The sequence below is a fragment of the Cupriavidus sp. 05T42 genome (assembly GCF_056396345.1).
This window is the reverse complement of sequence record NZ_JBFTLH010000016.1, coordinates 40,986-59,077: the sequence shown is the minus strand read 5'-3', so window position 1 is coordinate 59,077 and position 18,092 is coordinate 40,986. Positions and strand designations below refer to the sequence as shown.

Below are 18,092 nucleotides of genomic sequence, written 5' to 3'. Positions count from 1 at the left end.
AACTACCATGAACAATACCCAACCCACCACTCGCCGCGCGCTGGGCGCGCTCAGTATCATCGCGCTCGCCGCGACCCTTGCCGCCTGCGGCGGCGGCGGCGACGACGGCGGTACCGCCACCACGCCGCCCACCAGCGGCGGTGGCGGCGTGGTCGCGCCGCCGACCGTCACGCCCACGTCGAGCTTCACGCAGACGGCCGAATGGACGTTCACGCTGCCGGCCGCCGGCACGTCGCTGTGCTACGACTTCAACACCAAGGCCGAAGTGGCCGGCTGCACGGGCACCGGCTGGGACCTGAAGGTCACCAGCAGCGGGCTCACCGGCACGCTCTGGAGCAATAGCGGCACGAGCGGTACCGGCGGCGGCGGCGTGTTCGGCAGCCCCCTCGCGAACACCTGGGCTGACCTGTCCACCTGGAAGAACGCCACCATCGATCCGGTCAATGGCACGCTGCCTGCCGCCGTGTTCCTGAAGGACTCCGCTGCCGGCGTGTTCGCGAACAGCAACTCGATCAGCTCGGCAGCCTTCGAGTACGGCGTGGCCAGCGCCACCGACCACCTGCTCTACCCCACCTATCGCACCTTCATCGTCACCAGCAACAGCGCCAGCGCGGACACCACGGGCACCGTGGGGGCGCCGGTCTTCGCGCTGCAGGTCACTGGCTACTACGGCGGCTCGGGCGGTACCACGTCCGGCTATCCGTCGTTCCGCTGGATCGACCGCACTGCGCCGGGCGTGGTGCGCACGGCCCAGGTCAATGCCTCGGCGGACTGGGTCTACTACGACCTGGTGGCGGGTGCCGTCAGCACGGCCAGCGGCACGTGGCATATCGCGTTCAACCGCTACAACGTGAAGCTGAACGGCGGCCAGTCCGGCAGCGGCACCGTGGCGGGCTTCCTGGGCAAGACGCCGGCGGGCTTCTATGACGGCACTGGTGCGCCGGTGGCGTCGAAGTTCACCGATGCCTCGAACCTCACTGCCACGCTGGCCGACCTCACCGCGCCGGACCTGACGCTGCCCACGGCCGCCAACCAGTGGATCAAGGACGCCAACGCGTCCGCGCTGAACCCGAAGTACACCGGCGCCTACCCGAACGCGCTGAACTACGGCTGGCTCTCCTACTTCCCGACCGCCGCCGCATCGGCCGCGAACGGCCTGCCCGCCGTGGCCCACCTGATCGCCGCCAATCCGCAAGGCGCCGTGATGCTGCGCGGTGGCGAAGGTTCCACCTACGCCCGCTTCCACCTGACCAAGATCCAGTACGCGGATCCGAACGTCAACAGCAGCGCACAGACGTGGACCATCAACTTCGACGTGCAGCCCTGATACCCGACACCCAAGAACCCTATGGCACAAGATAGTTTTGAAGCCCTGCGCCAGCGCCACGCCGCGCTGGTGGCCGCCACACCCGACCTGCGCATCCGCGAGCGCGCCAGCCGCCTCGGCGCCACCGAAGCCGAACTGGTGGCCGCCGGCTGCGGCGTGACCTCGCGCCAGCTGGGCGGCACCGCGCAGGCGCTGTTCCGCGACCTCGGCTCGCTCGGGTCGGTCATGGCGCTGTCCCGCAACGACGCCGCCGTGCACGAGCGGCACGGCCACTACGACAACATCCAGGCCGATGATGGCCCGGTCGGCATCGTGCTCGGGCCGGACATCGACCTGCGCATGTTCTTCAGCGCGTGGCAGTACTTCTACGCGGTGACCGAGAACGGCCGGGACAGCATCCAGTTCTTCGACAAAGCCGGCGAGGCGGTGCACAAGATCTACCGCACCGACCACACCGACGCGGCAGCCTGGCAGGCGTACATCGACCGGCACGCCCTGCCGGCGGGGACGCCGGTGACGCCGGTGGTGGTGGCGCCGTTCGCGGCGTCCACCGAGGCCGCCCAGCCCGCCGACCCCGAAGCGCTGCGTGCCGACTGGCGCGGCCTGAAGGACACGCACGACTTCTTCAGCATGCTGCGCCAGCACAAGGTGTCGCGCATCGGCGCGCTGCGCACGGCCGGCCAGGACCTCGCGCAGCAGGTGGCCGACGGCGCGGTGGAAACGATGCTGCAGCAGGCGGCGGAGACGGGGCTGTCGATCATGTGCTTTGTCGCCAATCGCGGCATCGTGCAGATCCACACCGGCCCGGTGCAGAAGCTGGTCCGGACCGGCCCGTGGTTCAACGTGCTGGATCCGGCCTTCAACCTGCACCTGAACACCACGGCGGTGACGTCGAGCTGGGTGGTCAACAAGCCCACGGTCGATGGCTGGGTCACGTCGCTCGAGCTGTACAGCGCGGAGGGCGAGCTGATCGTCCAGTTCTTCGGCGAGCGCAAGCCCGGCAAGCCGGAGTTGCCGGCGTGGCGCGCCCTGCTGGAGTCCTTGTGCCCGACGGCGCTGGCGGCGTAAGCCGTCTTTTCAGGAAGGAGTTTTCATCATGACTTTGCTGCGCCTGGCGCTGCTTTCGCTGCTGTGCGCAGCCGGCATGACCCACGCGGCGCCGCCGGCCCGCGTGGTCGGGCTGGGCGGCGCCATCACCGAGATTGTCTATGCGCTCGACGCCGGCGGCACGCTGGTCGGCGCCGATTCGTCGAGCATCTACCCGCCCGAGGCGCTCAAGCTGCCCAAGGTGGGCTACTACCGCACGTTCTCTGTGGAGGGCGTTGCCAGCCTGAAGCCGAACCTCGTGCTGGCGTCCGACCAGAGCGGCCCGCCGCAGGCCTTCGAGCAACTGCAGCGCCTGGGCAGCAAGGTGGTGGTGCTGCCCTCCGCGCCCACGCTGGCGGCGCTGGACCAGCGCATCCTCGGCGTGGCCGCCGCGCTGGATATGCAGGCCCGGGGCACCGCCATGGTGGAACGCCTCCATGCCGAACTGCGCGAGATCAAGCCGCCGGCGCAGCGTCCGCGCGTGCTGCTGGTGAGCAGCCATACCGGCAAGATGCAGGCCGCCGGCGAGGACACCGCCGCCGACGCGATGCTGGCGCTGGCCGGCGCGACCAACGTGCTGGCCGGCCAGACCGGCTACAAGCCGTTCTCGGCCGAGGCCGCCGCCGCGCTCAAACCCGATGTCATCGTCACCACGACGATGTCCGTCAGTGCCAGCGGCAGCGTGGACAAGTTCCTGGCGCAGCCCGGCCTGAACGCCACGCCGGCCGCGCGACAGAAACGCGTGGTTGTCATGGATGACCTGCTGCTGCTCGGCTTCGGCCCGCGCCTGCCGGACGCGCTGCGCCAGCTGCAGGCCGGCTTTGCGGCCCGCCCGGTGGCCGCCGCACGCTGATGCCGCGTCCGCCGCTTGCCGTATTCACGGTCCTGTGCGCCGTGCTGGTGGTCTCCGCGCTTTGGGCATCCGCCAKCGGCGCGCTGTCGATCCCGCACGCCAAGCTGCTGCCGCTGCTGTGGTCCGGCGCCACCGACGGTGACGATGTGATCTGGCGCAATGTCCTGATCGAAGTGCGCCTCCCGCGCATTGTGCTGGCCGTGACCGTGGGCGCCGCACTGGCGCTCTCGGGCGCGGTGATGCAGGCGCTGTTCCGCAACCCGCTGGCGGAGCCGGGCCTGATCGGCATCTCGCTGGGCGGTGCCGCCGGTGCGGTAGCGGCCATCGTGCTGGGCGCCGAGGGGCTGTTCGGCATCGCGCCGGCAGCGTTCGGCGGCAGCCTGATCGCCACCGCACTGGCCTATCGCCTCGGCTCGCAGCGGCCCGGCGTGGCCAACCTGTTGCTGGCCGGCGTGGCCATCAACGCCATCTGCGCCAGCATCGTCGGCTTCTTTACCTATCAGGCCAGCGATGTGCAGCTGCGCAACCTCACTTTCTGGAACATGGGCAGTCTGGCCGGGGCCACCTGGAGCATGCTGGCCTGGCTGGTACCGCTCGTGGTGGTGATCTGCGCGCTGATGCTGCGCGACTGGCGCGCCATGAACGCGCTGCTGCTGGGCGAGCGGGAAGCGCAGCACCTCGGCTTCGACCTCGCGCGCCTGCGCCGGCGCCTGATCGTGCTGACGGCGCTGCTGGTGGGACCGATCGTCGCCGTGACCGGCACCATCACCTTTGTCGGGCTGGTGGTACCGCATCTGATCCGCCTGCCGCTGGGGGCCGATCACCGCTGGCTGCTGCCGAATACGCTGGCTGGTGGCGCGATTGCCTTGACGCTGGCCGACTGGCTGGCGCGCACGGTGGTGATTCCCGCCGAGCTGCCGATCGGCATCGTCACGAGCCTCGTGGGCGGCCCTTTCCTGTTGTGGATGCTGACGCGCCGGAGCGCCTGACATGCTGACTGCACGCAACCTGCAATGCAGCCGTGGCCGCCGCCGCGTGCTGGACGCCATCGATATCGACCTGCCCGCCGGCGAAGTGCTTGGCGTGCTGGGCGCCAACGGCGCCGGCAAGAGCACGCTGCTCGGCACGCTGGCCGGCGAACTGAAGCCGGAACTGAGCCCGGAGCCGGGCCTGTTGCTCAACGGGCGCGAGATGGCGGCGTGGTCGGTGGCGTCGCTGGCGCGCTGCCGCGCCGTGCTGCCGCAATCGCCGGGGCTCGGCTTCGACCTGCCCGCGCACGAGGTGGTGGCGATGGGTGCCTACCCGTTTCCCGAACTGACGCCGCGTGCGCTCGCGACGCTGATCGACCGCGCCTTGGAGATTGCCGACGTGAGCGCCCTGGCGCCGCGCGCCTACCAGAGCCTGTCCGGCGGCGAGCAGCAGCGCGTACAGTTCGCCCGCACGCTGGTGCAGGTGCTGGCCTGCCGGGCGGCAGAGGAGTACCGCGTGCTGTTTCTCGACGAACCCACTTCCAGCCTGGACCCGCGCCACCAGTTGCTGCTGCTCCAGGCCGTGCGGACGCTGAGCCGCACCGATGGCCTCGCGGTGCTGGTCGTGCTCCACGACGTCAATCTCGCCGCCCGCTGGTGTGACCGCCTGCTGTTGCTGGCCGACGGGCGCACCGTCGCGCTCGGCACGCCAGCGAACGTGCTGTCCCCGGCCCATCTGGCTACGGTCTACGGCATGGACGCCGCCGTCATCGACTCCCCGGTGCATCCGGGTACGCCGATGGTGGTGTTCGGCTGAGCGCTACGCCCAGCCGGGGGCCGCTCAGATCGGCAGGCCCTTCTCGCGCAGCACTGCGTCGAACCGTTCCGGGTCCGCCGTGCCGAGCCGGTTCGTTTCGCGGATCTTGGCCTCACGCTCCAGGTGCAGCCGCGTGCGGCGCAAGACATCGGCGGCATCGGCCGCCGGTACCGCGATGACGCCATCGGCATCCCCGACGATCAGGTCGCCCGGCATGACGGCCATGCCTGCGCACGACACCGGCACGTTGATCTCGCCGGGACCATCCTTGCTCGGGCCGCGATGGGTATGGCCTCTCGCAAAAATCGGCATGCCGTCCTCGGCCCACTCCAGCAGGTCGCGGATCGCCCCGTCGATCACCAGCCCGCCGAGGCGCTTGGCCACGCAGGTGGTGCGCATCAGGCCACCAACGAGGGCCTGCGTGACGTCGGCGCCGCCGTCGATCACGAGCACGTCGCCGGGCTGCACCATCATCAGCGCCTTGTGGATCATGAGGTTGTCACCGGGCCGCACGCGCACGGTCACGGCCGGCCCGCAGAGCACCGTTTCCAGCCGCGCGTGATACTGCCGCAGGCCGTAGGTGCCGACGTTGCGGCTCATGGCATCGCCGATGGCAGCCACGGGCATCTCGCGGAACGCATCGACGATGGCTTTCGCGGGCCCCTCGGCGCGCGGGTTGATGCGATAGCCGGCCGGCCACTGCACCGGTTGGTTGGTATCGGTCATATTCAGGACGCTCCCTTGTCAGCGGTGATTCAGCGCAGTTGTTCGCAGGCCGTGCGCAGACGCGCCAGGCCGGCCTCGAGCCGTTGCATCGACGTGGCGAACGAGATGCGGAAGAACGGCGACACGCCATAGGCGCCGCCCTGCAGCACCGCCAGGTTCTGCGCATCGAGCAGGTACATCACGAAATCCTCGTCCGTCTCGATCCGCTTGCCATCGGGCGTGGTCTTGCCCAGCAAGGCCGCGCACGAGGGAAACACGTAGAACGCGCCTTCGGGCGCATGGCAGGTGATGCCGGGCATGGTGTTCAGCGCGCTCACCACCGCATCCCGGCGCGACTGGAACACGCGGGTGCGTTCGGCGATGAAGTCCTGCGGCCCATTCAGCGCCTCCAGCGCGGCGGCCTGGCTGATCGATGACGGATTCGACGTGCTTTGCGACTGCAGCTTGACCATCGCCTTGACCAGTTCCGCCGGGGCACCGCCGTAGCCAATGCGCCAGCCGGTCATGGCGTAGGCCTTCGAGACGCCGTTGATGGTCAGCGTGCGTTCCTTGAGCGCCGGCTCCACCTGGGCGATGGTCGCGAACTCGCGGCCGTCGTAGAGGATGTGCTCGTAGATGTCATCCGTCATCACCCAGACGTGCGGATGCCGCAGCAGCACCTCGGCCAGGCCCTTCAGTTCCGCATACGAATAAGTGGCGCCGCTCGGGTTGTTCGGCGCATTCAGCACCAACCAGCGCGTGCGCGGCGTGATGGCCGCCTCGAGCTGGGCGGGCGTGAGCTTGAACGCGTTCTGGGGCAGGCAGTTGACGAAGACCGGCTTGCCTTCGGCCAGCAGCACGATGTCCGGATACGAGACCCAGTACGGCGCCGGCACGATGACTTCGTCACCGKCCTGCAGGGTGCACATGAAGGCGTTGAAGATGATCTGCTTGCCACCCGTGCCGACGATCAGCTCGTTGGGCGCGTAGTCGAGCCTATTGTCGCGGCGGAACTTGTCGGCAACGGCCGCGCGCAGCTCCGGCGTGCCGCCGACGTCGGTGTACTTGGTCTGCGACGCCGACATGGCGCGCGTGGCGGCCTCGCAGATGTTCTGCGGGGTGTCGAAGTCAGGCTCGCCGGAGGTCAGTCCGATGATGTCGCGGCCAGCGGCGCGCAACTCCCGGGCGCGCTGGCCCGCCATGGAACTGGGCGACGGCTTGATACGGTTCAGGCGTTCAGCAATGAGGGGCATGATCAGAGCGGTTGTGGGTTGATGGGACCGGGTACGGAACCCGGCCGGGATGGCTTGAGGAACTGGCGGTGCTGCCGCAGGTACGGCACCAGGCCGCCAGCTTCGCGGATGGTCAGGACGACATCGGGCACAGGCTCGCACGCAATCACATGCGCGCCCTCGGCGCCGACGTGCAACGTGGCCTGCGCGCCGGCAAGCCGCAGCGAGAGCGGCGCGCCTTCCGGCACGGCCTCGGTATCGGCGGTATCGGCGGTAATCAGCAGCAGGCCGTTATTCACGGCATTGCGCCAGTACGTGCGGGCAAAACTCTTCGCCACGACCACGCGGATGCCGGCGGCCAGCACCACCGTGACGGCCACCTCCATGGCGGAGCCACAGCCGAAGTTGTGCCCTGCCACGAGGATGTCGCCATCGCGGACGCTTCCCGCGAAGTCGGGATCGAGGTCTTCCAGCAGGAACTGCCGCAACACGTGCGGATCGACACTGTGCTTCTTGCGGCTGGAGGCAATGATGTAGTCGGTGTTGATATCGTCCCCCAGACGACGGGCGCGGCCTTCGATGACAAGGGAACGGGGACTGGCGACGGCGGGCAACGGCGAATTCATGGCGTGACGACGAGGTCTCGGGGGTCCGCCAGATGGCCACTCGCTGCGGCGGTGGCGCAGGCAAGCGGCGAGGCGAGGAAGATGTGCGCATGGCGATTGCCCATGCGCCCCTTGAAATTGCGGTTGGCGGTCGAGATCACGCGTTGGCCGTCCGCTGGAATGCTGCCGCAGGTGCCGCAGCAGCTGCCGCATCCGGGCGGCTGCAACTCGGCGCCCAGGGCGACGAACTCGGCCAGCATGCCGTTGCGCTCCATCTCGGCCCGCACCGGTTCGGACGCCGGCGTGACGATCAGCCGCACGCCCGGCGCCACGCCGCCGCGTGCGTGCAGCACGGACAGCGCCTCGCGGTAGTCCTTCACGCGGCCACCGGTACAGGTGCCGAGGTAGACGATGTCGATCTTGGTATCGCCCGCGTCGGCCAGATCGACCACGTTGTCCACGCGGTGCGGCAACGCCACCTGCGGCGCGACCGCCGAGAGGTCGAAGGTCATCGTATCGACATAGCTGGCATCGGCGTCGGCCGAGACCGGCGTGTAGCGGCCCGGGTCGACGGACGCGTTGGCCGACAGCCAGTCCGCCGTGCATGCATCGAACGGAAACAGCCCGGCCTTGGCGCCCATTTCCACCGACATGTTGGCGAGCACGATCCGGTCGTCCATATCGAGCGTCGCCACGCCGGGGCCGGCGAACTCCAGTGCCAGATAGTTGGCCCCGCCCACGCCGAGCCGCCGGGCCATGGTCAGGGCGACATCTTTCGCCGAAGCGTAGGCCGGCAGCGTGCCCGTCAGCCAGATGCGCAGCGTGCCGGGGACCTTCAGCCAGAGCTGTCCGCACTGGAAGATGCCGGCGAGATCGGACGAGCCAATACCGGAGCCAAACGCGTTGAGCGCGCCATAGCTGACCGCATGCGAATCGGCACCGACCACGAGCTGGCCCGGCAGCACGCGGCCACGTTCCAGCATCAATTGATGGCCGATGCCCTCGCCTACCTCGAACACGCACAGGCCGTGGGTCTGGGCATAACTGCGCGCCCGGTCCTGCAGCCGCAGCGCCTGCTCGCCCGACGGGGCGCCATAGTGGTCCAGCGCGAACACCAGCCGCTCCGGAAAGGCTGGCGGCGGCAAGTCGCCCTCGGGCTGCATGTCGCGGAAGTAGTCGAGCGCCATCGGGATCGACCCGTCGGTGCCCATCGCGCCATGCGGCACGCAGATCGCCAGGTCGTCGGCATAGACCGCTTCGCCTGCGGCGCGCGACAACAACTTCTCGGCAAGGGTCTGGCCACGCGTGGCGGCCGGCTGGAGAGACGTCATAACGATCAGGGCGTGACTCAGTTGAGCTTGATCTGGGCGGTCTTGATGACCTTGCCCCACTTGTCGTGCTCGGCCTGGATCAGGCGCGCGAAGTCCTCGGGCGAGCCGCCGACCGGTTCCACGCCCAGATTCAGGAGCTTCGCCTTGACGTCATCGGACTTCAGGATCGCATCGATCGCACGGTTGAGCTTCAACACGATGGCGCGCGGCGTGGCGGCTGGCGCCACGACCCCACTCCACGACAGCGATTCGTAGCCCTTGACGCCGGCTTCGTCGAGCGTCGGCACATTGGGCAGGCCGGGAAGGCGCTTGCGGCTGGTCACGGCCAGCGCCTTGAGCTTGCCTTGCTGCACGAAGCCGATGGACGACGGCGCGTTGTCGAACAGCATCGTGACATTGCCGCCCAGCAGGTCGGTCAGCGCCTGCGAACTACCCTTGTAGGGCACGTGCAGCATGTTCACGCCGGTCATCGACTTGAACAGTTCGCCCGACAGGTGCGTGGAACTGCCGGGGCCGGACGACGCGAAGCTCAGCGCGCCGGGGCGCGTCTTGGCCAGTTGCACGAGGTCCGCCACGTTGGTAGCCGGCATGCCCGGCGACACCACGAGGATGTTGGCATTCTGCGTGGCATAGCTCACAGGCACGAAGTCCTTGGCCGCGTTGTAGTTGAGCTTGCCGTACAGGTGGTCGTTGATCGACAGGATGCCGGTGGCCCCCATCAGCAGCGTGTAGCCGTCAGCGGGAGACTTGGCCACCAGTTCGGCGCCAATATTGCCGCTGGCGCCGGCGCGGTTGTCCACCACGAACGGCTGCTTGAACTGCTCCTGCAGCTTCTCGGCGAGAATGCGCGCCACCACGTCGGTGGAGCCACCAGCGGCGAACGGCACGACGATGCGGACCGCCTTGTCGGGATAGGTATCTTCCGGGCCGGCAAAGGCGAAGGTGGGCAAACAGGCAAGCAGGACTGCGGCGCGACCAAACAGGTTCTTCATGGGGGGATCCTGGGCAGAGGGTGTGATTTTTTTCGCTTGGCCACGTATGCAGCCCCGTGGTTGCGAACACAGTCTAGAGACGGCCATTACCGTGGACAATCGACTTTTTTGCGCCCACTATTACCAAATTCTGATAAATCGCCCCTTCGCACCCGCCTGATGCGTCACAACGTCACCCTCAAGCAGTTCCGCTGTTTCCTGGCCGTGGCCGAGACCGGTTCGTTCACCGCCGCGGCGTTGCGGCTCCATATCACCCAGTCCGCGCTGACCGCGACCATCCAGCAACTCGAGGAGGTGCTCGGTCTCCGGCTGTTCGACCGCACCACCCGCCGGGTGACGCTGACCGGGCATGCGGAGCGCTTCCGGCCCGAGGCGGAACGGCTGGTCAACGGTATCGACGGCGCCGTCTCGGACCTCGTGGCGCTGGCCCAGGGCGAGCGCGGGCATATCCGCATCGGCGCTGCATCGTCGGTCATCAGCCAGTTCCTGGTGCCGGCGCTGCCGCGCTTTCGCGACGCGTATCCGGGCATCACGGTCTCGCTGCGCAACCCCGCCGCGCAGCAGACCGAGCGGCTGGTGCTTGAGGGGGAGGTCGACTTCGCCATCGACAGCAAATTTCGGGGCGCGGAAGAACTCGACTACACGCCGCTGGTGAGCGACTGCTATGGCGCGGTCTGCCACCGGGACTCGCCGCTCGCCACCCTCGATCGGCCGATCGATTGGACCGACCTGCCCACGGGCGGCTATGTCGGCTTCAGCGCAGACACCGGCATCGGTCACTTCCTGCGCACGCACGCGGCCCACTGGTCCATGCTGCAAGGCGAACACGATGAGGTAGAAAGCACCACCTACCTCTTCGCCATGCTGGCGCGCGGCAACTACTACTCGGTGCTGCCGGCGCTGGCGTATCAGCGCAACGAGTTTCCGGAACTCGTGTTCCGGGAGCTGCACGGCCCGCGCCTGTCGCGCGAGCTTTGCGTGATGACCCGGCCGCTGCGCTCGCTGGCGCCCAGCGCGCAACGGCTGCTGGCCCTGCTGACCGATACGTTGACCGAGATGCCCATGCCGCCGGGCGTGACGCTGCTGGCCAGACGGCAGCCGGCATAGCGCCCGACGACGATATATCGCCAACACTGATCAATCGATCTTTATTTTTCATTGGTCATCATCAATCGGTATTCCTATCATCGTCTGACGACTTCATGACGACGGGAGTGCCTTGTGACGATGTGGGCAATTGGGATTGATATTGGCGGCACCTTTACGGATGTCGTCGCACTGGACTACGGGGCGGGCAGGCTCGTCAGCCTGAAGGTCCTCACCACCCACGGTGACCCGGCGCAGGGCGTGGCCGATGGCGTCAGCCGGCTGATGCACACCCACCACATCGACCCGCAGCGGGTCACGCGCGTGGTCCATGCCACCACGCTGTTCACCAACGCGCTGATTGAACGCCGCGGCAGCACCACCGGCCTGCTGACGACCCGGGGCTTCCGGGACGTGCTGGAGATTGGCCACGAGCGCAAGTACGACCTGTATGACCTGACGATCGAGCCAGCGCCGGCGCTGGTGCCGCGCCGGCTGCGCGCCGAGATTGGCGGGCGCATGGATGCGCAAGGCCATGAGATCGAGGCGCCGGACGCCCAGGAAGTGCGCGCGGTGGTGGGGCAGTTGGTGGAGCAAGGCGTCGATTCGCTCGCCGTGTGCCTGCTGCACGCCTACGGCGCGCCGGCGCACGAGCGGCTGGTGCGCGACTGGATCGAGCGCGATTTCCCCACCCTGCACGTCACGCTGTCATCGGATGTCGCGCCCGTCATCCGCGAATTCGAGCGCAATTCCACCACCGTCGCCAATGCCTATATCAAGCCGCTGGCGACGCGCTACCTGGACGCACTCGAAGGTCGCCTGCAAGCGCTCGGCCTGCACGCCGGCGTGCTGATGATGCTGTCCAACGGCGGTCTGGCCCATATCGGCGAGGCCAAGCGCAATCCGATCGAGCTGCTCGAGTCCGGCCCCGCGGCCGGCGCGATCTCGGCGGCCCACTACAGCCTGCGCGATGCGCAGCCAGACCTGCTGGCCTTCGACATGGGCGGCACCACGGCCAAGCTGTGTTTGGTGGAGGATGGCAAGCCGGCCATCACGTTCGGCTTCGAGGCGGCACGGCGCAAGCGTTTTGCCGAAGGCAGCGGCCTACCGATCCGCATTACCACCATCGACCTGATCGAGATCGGCGCCGGCGGCGGCAGCATCGCCCATCAGGACGCCCTGGGCCTCCTCAAGGTGGGGCCGCAGAGCGCCGGCTCCGAGCCGGGTCCAGCCTGCTATGGGCTGGGCGGCACTGATCCGACCGTGACGGATGCGAATCTCGTGCTCGGCTACCTCAATCCCGATTACTTCGCCGGCGGCACGATGGCCATCAGCGTGGCGCGCGCCGCCGAGGCGCTTGGCCGCGCGGGCGAGCGGCTGGCGCGTGACGTGACCGGCGTGGCCTGGGGCATCCATGACATCGTCGCCGAGAACATGGCGGGCGCCGCACGCGTGCACGTGGCCGAGCGTGGGCGCGATCCGCGCGGCTTCGTGCTGCTGTGCACCGGTGGCGGGGGGCCATTGCATGCGTATTACGTTGCCCAGAAGATTGGTGTGCGGACGATTTTGTGTCCGCCCGCCGCAGGCGTGGCGTCTGCATACGGCCTGCTGGTGTCACCGGCACGCGCCGACCGCTCGCGCACGGTGAGCGTGCGGCCCGCCACGGATTCGCTGGAGCGGCTGGAAACCGCCTTTGCCGAACTGGAATCGCAATCGCGCGAAGCGCTGGCGCCGCTGGACGAGAGCTTCGGCCCGATACGGCTGACGCGCCATGCCGACGGGCGCTTCGCCGGACAGGGCTTCAACCTGTCGGTGCGCCTGCCCGATGGCCCCTACACCGGCAAACAGCCGGCGGAGATCGTGCGCGCCGCCTTGATCGCCGCGTTCGAATCCGGCTATCGCGAGAAATTTGGCCGTACCCCGCCCGATGTCCCCGTGGAACTGGTGACCTTGCGCGTGACGGGCGAGGCGCCGCCGCGACAGGCCTTCGTCGCCGAAACGCTGCCTGAAGGCGTGGCCGTCGCGCCCGGCAGCCGGCGCAAGGTCTATTTCAGGGAGGCCGATGGCTACCTGGACACCCCGGTCTTCGACCGCGCCGCGCTGCCAGCGGGATTCCGCGCGCAGGGGCCGCTGCTGATCGAGGATGCCGGTTCCACGCTGGTCGTGGGACCGAAGGGCCGCGTCACGCAAGGGGCAAGCGGCAATCTCGTCATCGAACTGGAGGAGCACGCAGCATGACCCGCCAACCCATGCCCGGCGCGGCTTCCGCCGCCGACCCCATCTTCCTGGAAGTGTTCTGGACGCGCGTGCGCGCCGTGGTGAACGAGGCCGCCAAGCTTATCGTGCGCACGTCCTTCTCCACCCTCTCCACCGAGGCCAACGACTTCGCGGTGGTCGTCACCGATTCGGCGGGTCGCGCGTTGGCGGAGAACAGCGGCAGCATTCCCTCCTTCATCGGCACCCTGCCACGCACCGTGCGCGCCGCCATCGCGCAGATCGGTGCGGACAATATGCGGCCGGGGGACATCTTCATCACCAATAACCCGTGGATCGGCACGGGGCACCTTAACGACGTGTGCCTGGTCAAGCCGATATTCCACGGCAATCGCCTGGTGGGCTTCGCCGCGACGGCGGGCCACGTGCCCGACATCGGCGGCAAGATCCGTTCGGTGGATGCGCGCGAGCTGTTCGAGGAAGGGTTCCACATCCCGATGATGCCGCTCATGCGCGAGGGGCACGTGGACGACACGCTGCTGCAACTGATTCGCACCAATGTGCGCACGCCGGAGCAGACCGTGGGCGATATCTGGTCGCAGGTCGGCGCGGTGGAACTGATCGCGGCGCGGCTCCATGACATCCTGACCGAGTACGCCTTGCCCGGCATCGACGATCTGGCGCAGGCGCTGTTCGACCGCAGCGAGGCCGCCATGCGCCACGCCATTGCGCAGCTGCCGGAGGGCGAATATCGCTACACGATGCAAACCGACGGCTTTGGCGAGCGCTTCACCTATGCCGTGACGGCGCGCATCGGCAACGGCGAGATCGAGTGCGATTTCGCGGGCACGTCTCCGCAGCAGCCGCGCGGCATCAACTGCGTGCTGGCCTATACGAGCGCGATGACGGCCTATGCGATCAAGTGCCTGCTACTGCCCGACCTGCCGAACAACGACGGGCTGTTCCGTCCGATCCGCGCCGTGGCGCCGGAAGGCTCGCTGCTCAATCCGCGCTCGCCCGCGCCGGTGGGGGGCCGCGCCTGCACCGGCCACTACGTGCCCACCGTCATCTTCGGCGCCATGCAGCAGGTGCTGCCCGAGCGCGTGATGGCCGGCGCCGGCTCGCCGCTGTGGATCGCCAACCTCAGCGGCACCCGCGAGGATGGCCGCCCCTTCGCCACGGTGCTCTTCTATAACGGCGGTCTGGGCGCCACGGCCGGGAAGGACGGCGCATCCGTCATGTCCTGGCCGAGCAATATTTCGCCGACGCCGGTGGAAGTGGCGGAACGCGACGCGCCGCTGTTCTTCCGCTACAAGGCACTGCGCCCGGGCACCGGCGGTGCCGGCCGGCAGCGGGGCGGGCTTGGCGAGGAGGTGTGCTTCGTCAGCCGTCATCCCACGCCCCTGTCGATTGTCTTCCTGACGGAACGGCTGATCGTGCCGGCGCCGGGTTTTGCCGGCGGCGAGGCCGGCGCCTGCGGGGAAGTGCTGATCAACGGGCAAGCGGTGGATGCACGTCAGCCGCAGACGCTGCAGCCCGGCGACGAAGTGATCCTGCGTACCCCGGGCGGCGGCGGCTTCGGCCCGGCCACCGAACGGGACTTCGAGCGCATCGCGTACGATCGGGAACAGGGCTACGCCACCTGAATCGGCACGCATCATGCATGCGGAGGAGACAAGAGCCGGCACCTGAGGGTGCCTTTACCACACAACATCCGGGCGGACCCACGCCGCACCGGTGGAGAGGTAGTCATGCATTGCATCTTCAAGACGCTGTCCCTGCCCGTCGCGCTGTGGTTGCTGGCGCCCCTTGCCCACGCGGCCGATGCCACGCCGGCAGAGGTTGCCGCGTATCCCAACAAGCCAGTACGCATCATCGTGCCGTATCCAGCCGGTGGCTCCACCGACGTGCTCGCGCGCGTGCTCGGCCAGAAGATCGGCGAGGAAATGGGCCAGCCAGTGGTGGTGGAGAATCGCCCCGGCGCCAGCGGCAATATCGGCGCGAGCTATGTCGCCAAGTCGCCGGCGGATGGCTACACGCTGTTCCTCGGCACCTCCACTGCGCTAGCGGCCAACCCCGGCCTGTACAAGACGCTGCCCTACGATCCGCAGAAGGATTTCGCGCCGATCATCCTGGCCACGACGCTCGCCAGCCTGGTCGTCGTCAATCCATCGGTGCCGGTGAAGACCATGCAGGAGCTGAGCGCCTACCTGAAGGCGCATCCCGGCACGAGCTACGCGTCATCCGGCAACGGCACGCCGGCCCACCTCGGTGGCGAGCTATACAAGAAGATGGCGGGCGTGCAGATGAATCATGTGCCCTACAAGGGTGGAGCGCCGGCGCTGACGGATCTCATCGGCGGGCAGACCTCGTTGATGTTCGCGATCCTGCCCGAGGCGATGCCGTTCGTGAAGGAAGGCAAGCTGCGCGCACTGGCCGTGACCACGGCCAAGCCCACCCCCAACGCCCCGCAGATGCCGACGGTGGCCGAAGCCGGCGTGCCGGGCTATGAGCTGGTCGGCTGGTATGCCTTCCTGGCGCCGCGCGCCACGCCGCAGCCCATCGTTTCCAAGTTGAACAAGGCGTTCGACGAGGCGCTGCAGGACAAGGCGGTGCGCGAGCGGCTCACCAGTCTCGGCTTCGACGTTGCCGGCGGCCCGCCGGAGCGCCTGGCCAGCACGATTCGCAGCGAGACGAAGAAGTGGAAGCAGGTCATCGACGAGGCACACATCAACCTCGACTGACGATTGCAACGCCGGAAGGGCTGGGGCGGCGCGGGCGCGGGGCCGGCCGCTTCAGCCCGCCTTCCGGCGCGTGGTGCGGCGCGTGGCGCGACGCGGGGCGGCTTCCTCGCCGATGATCGACACGCCATCGGGCAGCGCCTGCGCACGGATGGTGTCCATGATGATGTCGAGCATGCGTTGCGAACTCGGCGACAACGAGCGCAGCCGCCGCGTGATCAGGCAGATCTCGCGTGACAGCACCGGCGCGGCCAGCTCACGGTAGGCCAGGTCGGTGAAGCCCGCCGCCTTGGCCGCCAGGGCCGGGATGATCGAGAATCGCCCGCCTTCGTTGAGCACCGCGAACAACGACGTCGTGCTCGAAATCTCGTCATGTTCCCCGCCGAACACCGGCCAGTGGCCCGCGTTCTCGTGCAGGAAGGTGCCGATGCCCGTGTCGGCCGTGAAGGCGACGAAATCCTCTGGCGCAAGGTCCGCCCAGCGCAACGGACCGGCGCGCTTGGCTAGCGGATAGTCCGCGCGGCAGACCACGCCGTAGCGGTCTTCCAGCAGCGGCACGTAGGAGAGTTCGTCGATGCCCTTGTGGCGGCTGGTAATGGCGAAGTCGAGTTCCCCATCCATCACCATCTGTTCGACCTGCTCCGCGCCGGCATCGCGCAGCGTGAACGTCACGCCCGGATACTGCTGGCGAAACTTGCCCACGGCCGTGACCAGGAACTGGTAGATCACCGACGCCGCCGCCGCGATGCGGATATGCCCTTTCTGGCTGTCCGCGAACGATTGCAGGTCGGAGATGGCGCTGTCGAAATCCCGCAGGATCCTGTCGGCCTCGGCCTTGAAGCGGACCGCCTCCTGCGTCATGACCACGCGCCGCGTGTTGCGGTCGAACAGCTTGAGCCCGACCGATTCCTCGAACTGCTGGATGGTCGCCGTCAGCGCCGACTGCGTAACAAACAGGCGCGCCGCCGCCGTGGTGAACGATCCGGCGTTGGCCACCTCGACAAACGAGCGTAGGTGACGCAGGGAGATATTGCGGTTCATGGCGCGCGCTGTGCGGCGTGGGGAGGGATGCCTGCAGCATATATTCGAAGCCGTGAATGATCAACGACGACTCATCGCGCGTAGCGAAAAGCCGTGCGCTGCTCACCCAACGCCAGCCCCGCGTCACTAGCCGCGGTCGAAGGCGGTCACCTTGGGTAGCACCTCCGCGAGGTAGTCCACCATCGTGCGCACCGMCGGCAGCAGGCCGATACGGTAGGGAATCAGGGCGGTGATGCGCGCATCGGCGGCAATCCATTGCGGCAAAATCTGCCGCAGCGCGCCGGCCTTCAGCTCCGTCTGGCAGATGTACCCTGGCAGCGCCGCGATGCCGATGTTTGCGCAGGCGGCTTCCTTCAGTGAAATCAGGCTGTTGCTCTGGAACCTCGGATCGATCGGCACCGTAATGGTGCGTTTGTCGGGGCCCTGCAAATGCCATTGCAGCGGTCCCTTGCTGACCATGCCGATGAGCGAATGGGTCATCAGGTCTTCCGGCTCCGCCGGCACGGACATACGCTCAAGGTATTCCGGACCCGCGAACAGGTACCAGGGCGCCTTGGCCAGCGGATGCTGGATCAGGTTGGAGTCCTGCAATTGCCCGGTATGGCCCCGGATCGCCAGGTCGAAGCCCTCCCCCACGATATCCACCAGCCGGTCCGTGGCCGTCTCGACGATCTTGACCTTGGGATTCTCTGACAGGAAGGTAGGCAGCACGTGCCGCAGCGCAAACTGCGCGATCTCGGCGGCGGTGGTCACGCGGATCACGCCGCTGGGTTCGGCCAGCCGCTGGCGCATCGCCTCCTCGGCCACCTCCGCGCTGCGGAGCAGGTTCATCGCGTACTGGTAGAACTCCTGGCCCACCTCGGTCATGGCGAACTGCCGCGAGGTGCGATTGATGAGCCGCACGCCCAGCGACGCTTCCAGCTCCTTGACCCGATGGCTCAGCGTCGACTTCGGCAGGCGCAGCACCTCGCCGGCCGAGGTGAAGCCACCGCGGTCAACGACCTGCACGAAGAAATACACGTCCTTCAGATCGAGCATTGGATGGGGGCGCGCAGTCCGCTGTCGCGATGGCAACGGCTGTCATATCGGTATGG

Annotated in this window: 16 protein-coding genes; 9 read left to right on the top strand and 7 right to left on the bottom strand. The window is 68.0% G+C overall.

Translation table 11 applies throughout. The annotated features are described in order from the left end of the window. The first annotated feature begins 7 nt into the window (after positions 1-7). The 5 genes from AC1EJR_RS20385 to AC1EJR_RS20365 are packed head-to-tail and all read left to right on the top strand — an operon-like array spanning position 8 to position 5,051. Positions 8-1,327, top strand: coding sequence for an HmuY family protein (locus AC1EJR_RS20385; RefSeq protein WP_441592488.1), 1,320 nt, complete (start codon positions 8-10; stop codon positions 1,325-1,327). Between the two features lie 21 nt (positions 1,328-1,348). Continuing rightward, complete coding sequence (locus AC1EJR_RS20380) at positions 1,349-2,395, top strand: hemin-degrading factor (protein WP_477113232.1); 1,047 nt, start codon at positions 1,349-1,351, stop codon at positions 2,393-2,395. Between the two features lie 28 nt (positions 2,396-2,423). Next, complete coding sequence (locus tag AC1EJR_RS20375) at positions 2,424-3,266, top strand: heme/hemin ABC transporter substrate-binding protein (protein ID WP_092295260.1); 843 nt, start codon at positions 2,424-2,426, stop codon at positions 3,264-3,266. Further along, positions 3,266-4,255, top strand: coding sequence for a FecCD family ABC transporter permease (locus AC1EJR_RS20370; RefSeq protein WP_477147476.1), 990 nt, complete (start codon positions 3,266-3,268; stop codon positions 4,253-4,255). The genes AC1EJR_RS20375 and AC1EJR_RS20370 overlap by 1 nt, the downstream gene beginning before the upstream one ends. Before the next feature lies 1 nt (position 4,256). Continuing rightward, positions 4,257-5,051 (top strand): heme ABC transporter ATP-binding protein, encoded by a 795-nt coding sequence (locus AC1EJR_RS20365; RefSeq protein ID WP_092295266.1) that lies wholly within the window; start codon positions 4,257-4,259, stop codon positions 5,049-5,051. A 24-nt stretch (positions 5,052-5,075) separates the two neighbouring features. On the opposite strand, the gene AC1EJR_RS20360 is transcribed toward AC1EJR_RS20365, so the two are convergent. From AC1EJR_RS20360 to AC1EJR_RS20340, 5 genes are read right to left on the bottom strand one after another with little or no spacing between them, the layout of a single operon-like run. Next, entirely contained in the window at positions 5,076-5,777 is a 702-nt protein-coding gene (locus AC1EJR_RS20360; RefSeq protein ID WP_441592481.1) for an RraA family protein, read from the bottom strand. 29 nt (positions 5,778-5,806) lie between these two features. Next, positions 5,807-7,009, bottom strand: coding sequence for a pyridoxal phosphate-dependent aminotransferase (locus AC1EJR_RS20355; protein WP_477147475.1), 1,203 nt, complete (start codon positions 7,007-7,009; stop codon positions 5,807-5,809). Between the two features lie 2 nt (positions 7,010-7,011). Beyond that, the gene (locus AC1EJR_RS20350; RefSeq protein ID WP_441592477.1) at positions 7,012-7,614 is read right to left on the bottom strand and encodes a LeuD/DmdB family oxidoreductase small subunit; all 603 of its coding nucleotides are present in this window, start codon (positions 7,612-7,614) and stop codon (positions 7,012-7,014) included. Then, positions 7,611-8,924 carry a 3-isopropylmalate dehydratase large subunit gene (locus tag AC1EJR_RS20345; RefSeq protein WP_477113230.1) on the bottom strand — a complete coding sequence of 438 codons (1,314 nt, stop codon included), beginning with the start codon at positions 8,922-8,924 and terminating at the stop codon, positions 7,611-7,613. Before AC1EJR_RS20345 ends, AC1EJR_RS20350 begins: the two co-directional genes overlap by 4 nt. A gap of 17 nt (positions 8,925-8,941) precedes the next feature. Further along, positions 8,942-9,916, bottom strand: a complete 975-nt coding sequence (locus AC1EJR_RS20340) for a Bug family tripartite tricarboxylate transporter substrate binding protein (RefSeq protein ID WP_092295281.1) — start codon at positions 9,914-9,916, stop codon at positions 8,942-8,944. A 159-nt stretch (positions 9,917-10,075) separates the two neighbouring features. Here AC1EJR_RS20340 and AC1EJR_RS20335 point away from each other — a divergent pair, with 159 nt between their 5' ends. From AC1EJR_RS20335 to AC1EJR_RS20320, 4 genes are all read left to right on the top strand, one after another. Beyond that, the gene (locus tag AC1EJR_RS20335; protein ID WP_092295284.1) at positions 10,076-11,023 is read left to right on the top strand and encodes a LysR family transcriptional regulator; all 948 of its coding nucleotides are present in this window, start codon (positions 10,076-10,078) and stop codon (positions 11,021-11,023) included. A 120-nt stretch (positions 11,024-11,143) separates the two neighbouring features. Next, positions 11,144-13,240 carry a hydantoinase/oxoprolinase family protein gene (locus AC1EJR_RS20330; protein ID WP_092295287.1) on the top strand — a complete coding sequence of 699 codons (2,097 nt, stop codon included), beginning with the start codon at positions 11,144-11,146 and terminating at the stop codon, positions 13,238-13,240. Continuing rightward, on the top strand, positions 13,237-14,862 hold the full coding sequence (locus AC1EJR_RS20325; RefSeq protein WP_092295289.1) for a hydantoinase B/oxoprolinase family protein: 1,626 nt from the start codon (positions 13,237-13,239) through the stop codon (positions 14,860-14,862). The genes AC1EJR_RS20330 and AC1EJR_RS20325 overlap by 4 nt, the downstream gene beginning before the upstream one ends. A gap of 105 nt (positions 14,863-14,967) precedes the next feature. Further along, on the top strand, positions 14,968-15,960 hold the full coding sequence (locus AC1EJR_RS20320) for a Bug family tripartite tricarboxylate transporter substrate binding protein (RefSeq protein ID WP_177219932.1): 993 nt from the start codon (positions 14,968-14,970) through the stop codon (positions 15,958-15,960). A gap of 51 nt (positions 15,961-16,011) precedes the next feature. Here the strand turns inward: AC1EJR_RS20320 and AC1EJR_RS20315 are convergent, their stop codons facing one another. Both AC1EJR_RS20315 and AC1EJR_RS20310 read right to left on the bottom strand, forming a co-directional pair. Beyond that, on the bottom strand, positions 16,012-16,998 hold the full coding sequence (locus AC1EJR_RS20315) for a LysR family transcriptional regulator (RefSeq protein WP_092295292.1): 987 nt from the start codon (positions 16,996-16,998) through the stop codon (positions 16,012-16,014). Positions 16,999-17,124: 126 nt separating this feature from the next. Then, positions 17,125-18,036, bottom strand: coding sequence for a LysR substrate-binding domain-containing protein (locus AC1EJR_RS20310; protein ID WP_477147474.1), 912 nt, complete (start codon positions 18,034-18,036; stop codon positions 17,125-17,127). Positions 18,037-18,092: the final 56 nt, after the last annotated feature.

Excerpts from the sequence above, each read along its gene's own strand:
- AC1EJR_RS20325 (WP_092295289.1), top strand. The coding sequence starts at position 13,237 with ATGACCCGCCAACCCATGCCCGGCGCGGCTTCCGCCGCCGACCCCATC.
- AC1EJR_RS20380 (WP_477113232.1), top strand. The coding sequence starts at position 1,349 with ATGGCACAAGATAGTTTTGAAGCCCTGCGCCAGCGCCACGCCGCGCTG.
- AC1EJR_RS20345 (WP_477113230.1), bottom strand. The coding sequence starts at position 8,924 with ATGACGTCTCTCCAGCCGGCCGCCACGCGTGGCCAGACCCTTGCCGAG.
- AC1EJR_RS20375 (WP_092295260.1), top strand. The coding sequence starts at position 2,424 with ATGACTTTGCTGCGCCTGGCGCTGCTTTCGCTGCTGTGCGCAGCCGGC.
- AC1EJR_RS20360 (WP_441592481.1), bottom strand. The coding sequence starts at position 5,777 with ATGACCGATACCAACCAACCGGTGCAGTGGCCGGCCGGCTATCGCATC.
- AC1EJR_RS20330 (WP_092295287.1), top strand. The coding sequence starts at position 11,144 with ATGTGGGCAATTGGGATTGATATTGGCGGCACCTTTACGGATGTCGTC.
- AC1EJR_RS20365 (WP_092295266.1), top strand. The coding sequence starts at position 4,257 with ATGCTGACTGCACGCAACCTGCAATGCAGCCGTGGCCGCCGCCGCGTG.
- AC1EJR_RS20335 (WP_092295284.1), top strand. The coding sequence starts at position 10,076 with ATGCGTCACAACGTCACCCTCAAGCAGTTCCGCTGTTTCCTGGCCGTG.
- AC1EJR_RS20350 (WP_441592477.1), bottom strand. The coding sequence starts at position 7,614 with ATGAATTCGCCGTTGCCCGCCGTCGCCAGTCCCCGTTCCCTTGTCATC.
- AC1EJR_RS20315 (WP_092295292.1), bottom strand. The coding sequence starts at position 16,998 with ATGAACCGCAATATCTCCCTGCGTCACCTACGCTCGTTTGTCGAGGTG.
- AC1EJR_RS20340 (WP_092295281.1), bottom strand. The coding sequence starts at position 9,916 with ATGAAGAACCTGTTTGGTCGCGCCGCAGTCCTGCTTGCCTGTTTGCCC.
- AC1EJR_RS20385 (WP_441592488.1), top strand. The coding sequence starts at position 8 with ATGAACAATACCCAACCCACCACTCGCCGCGCGCTGGGCGCGCTCAGT.
- AC1EJR_RS20320 (WP_177219932.1), top strand. The coding sequence starts at position 14,968 with ATGCATTGCATCTTCAAGACGCTGTCCCTGCCCGTCGCGCTGTGGTTG.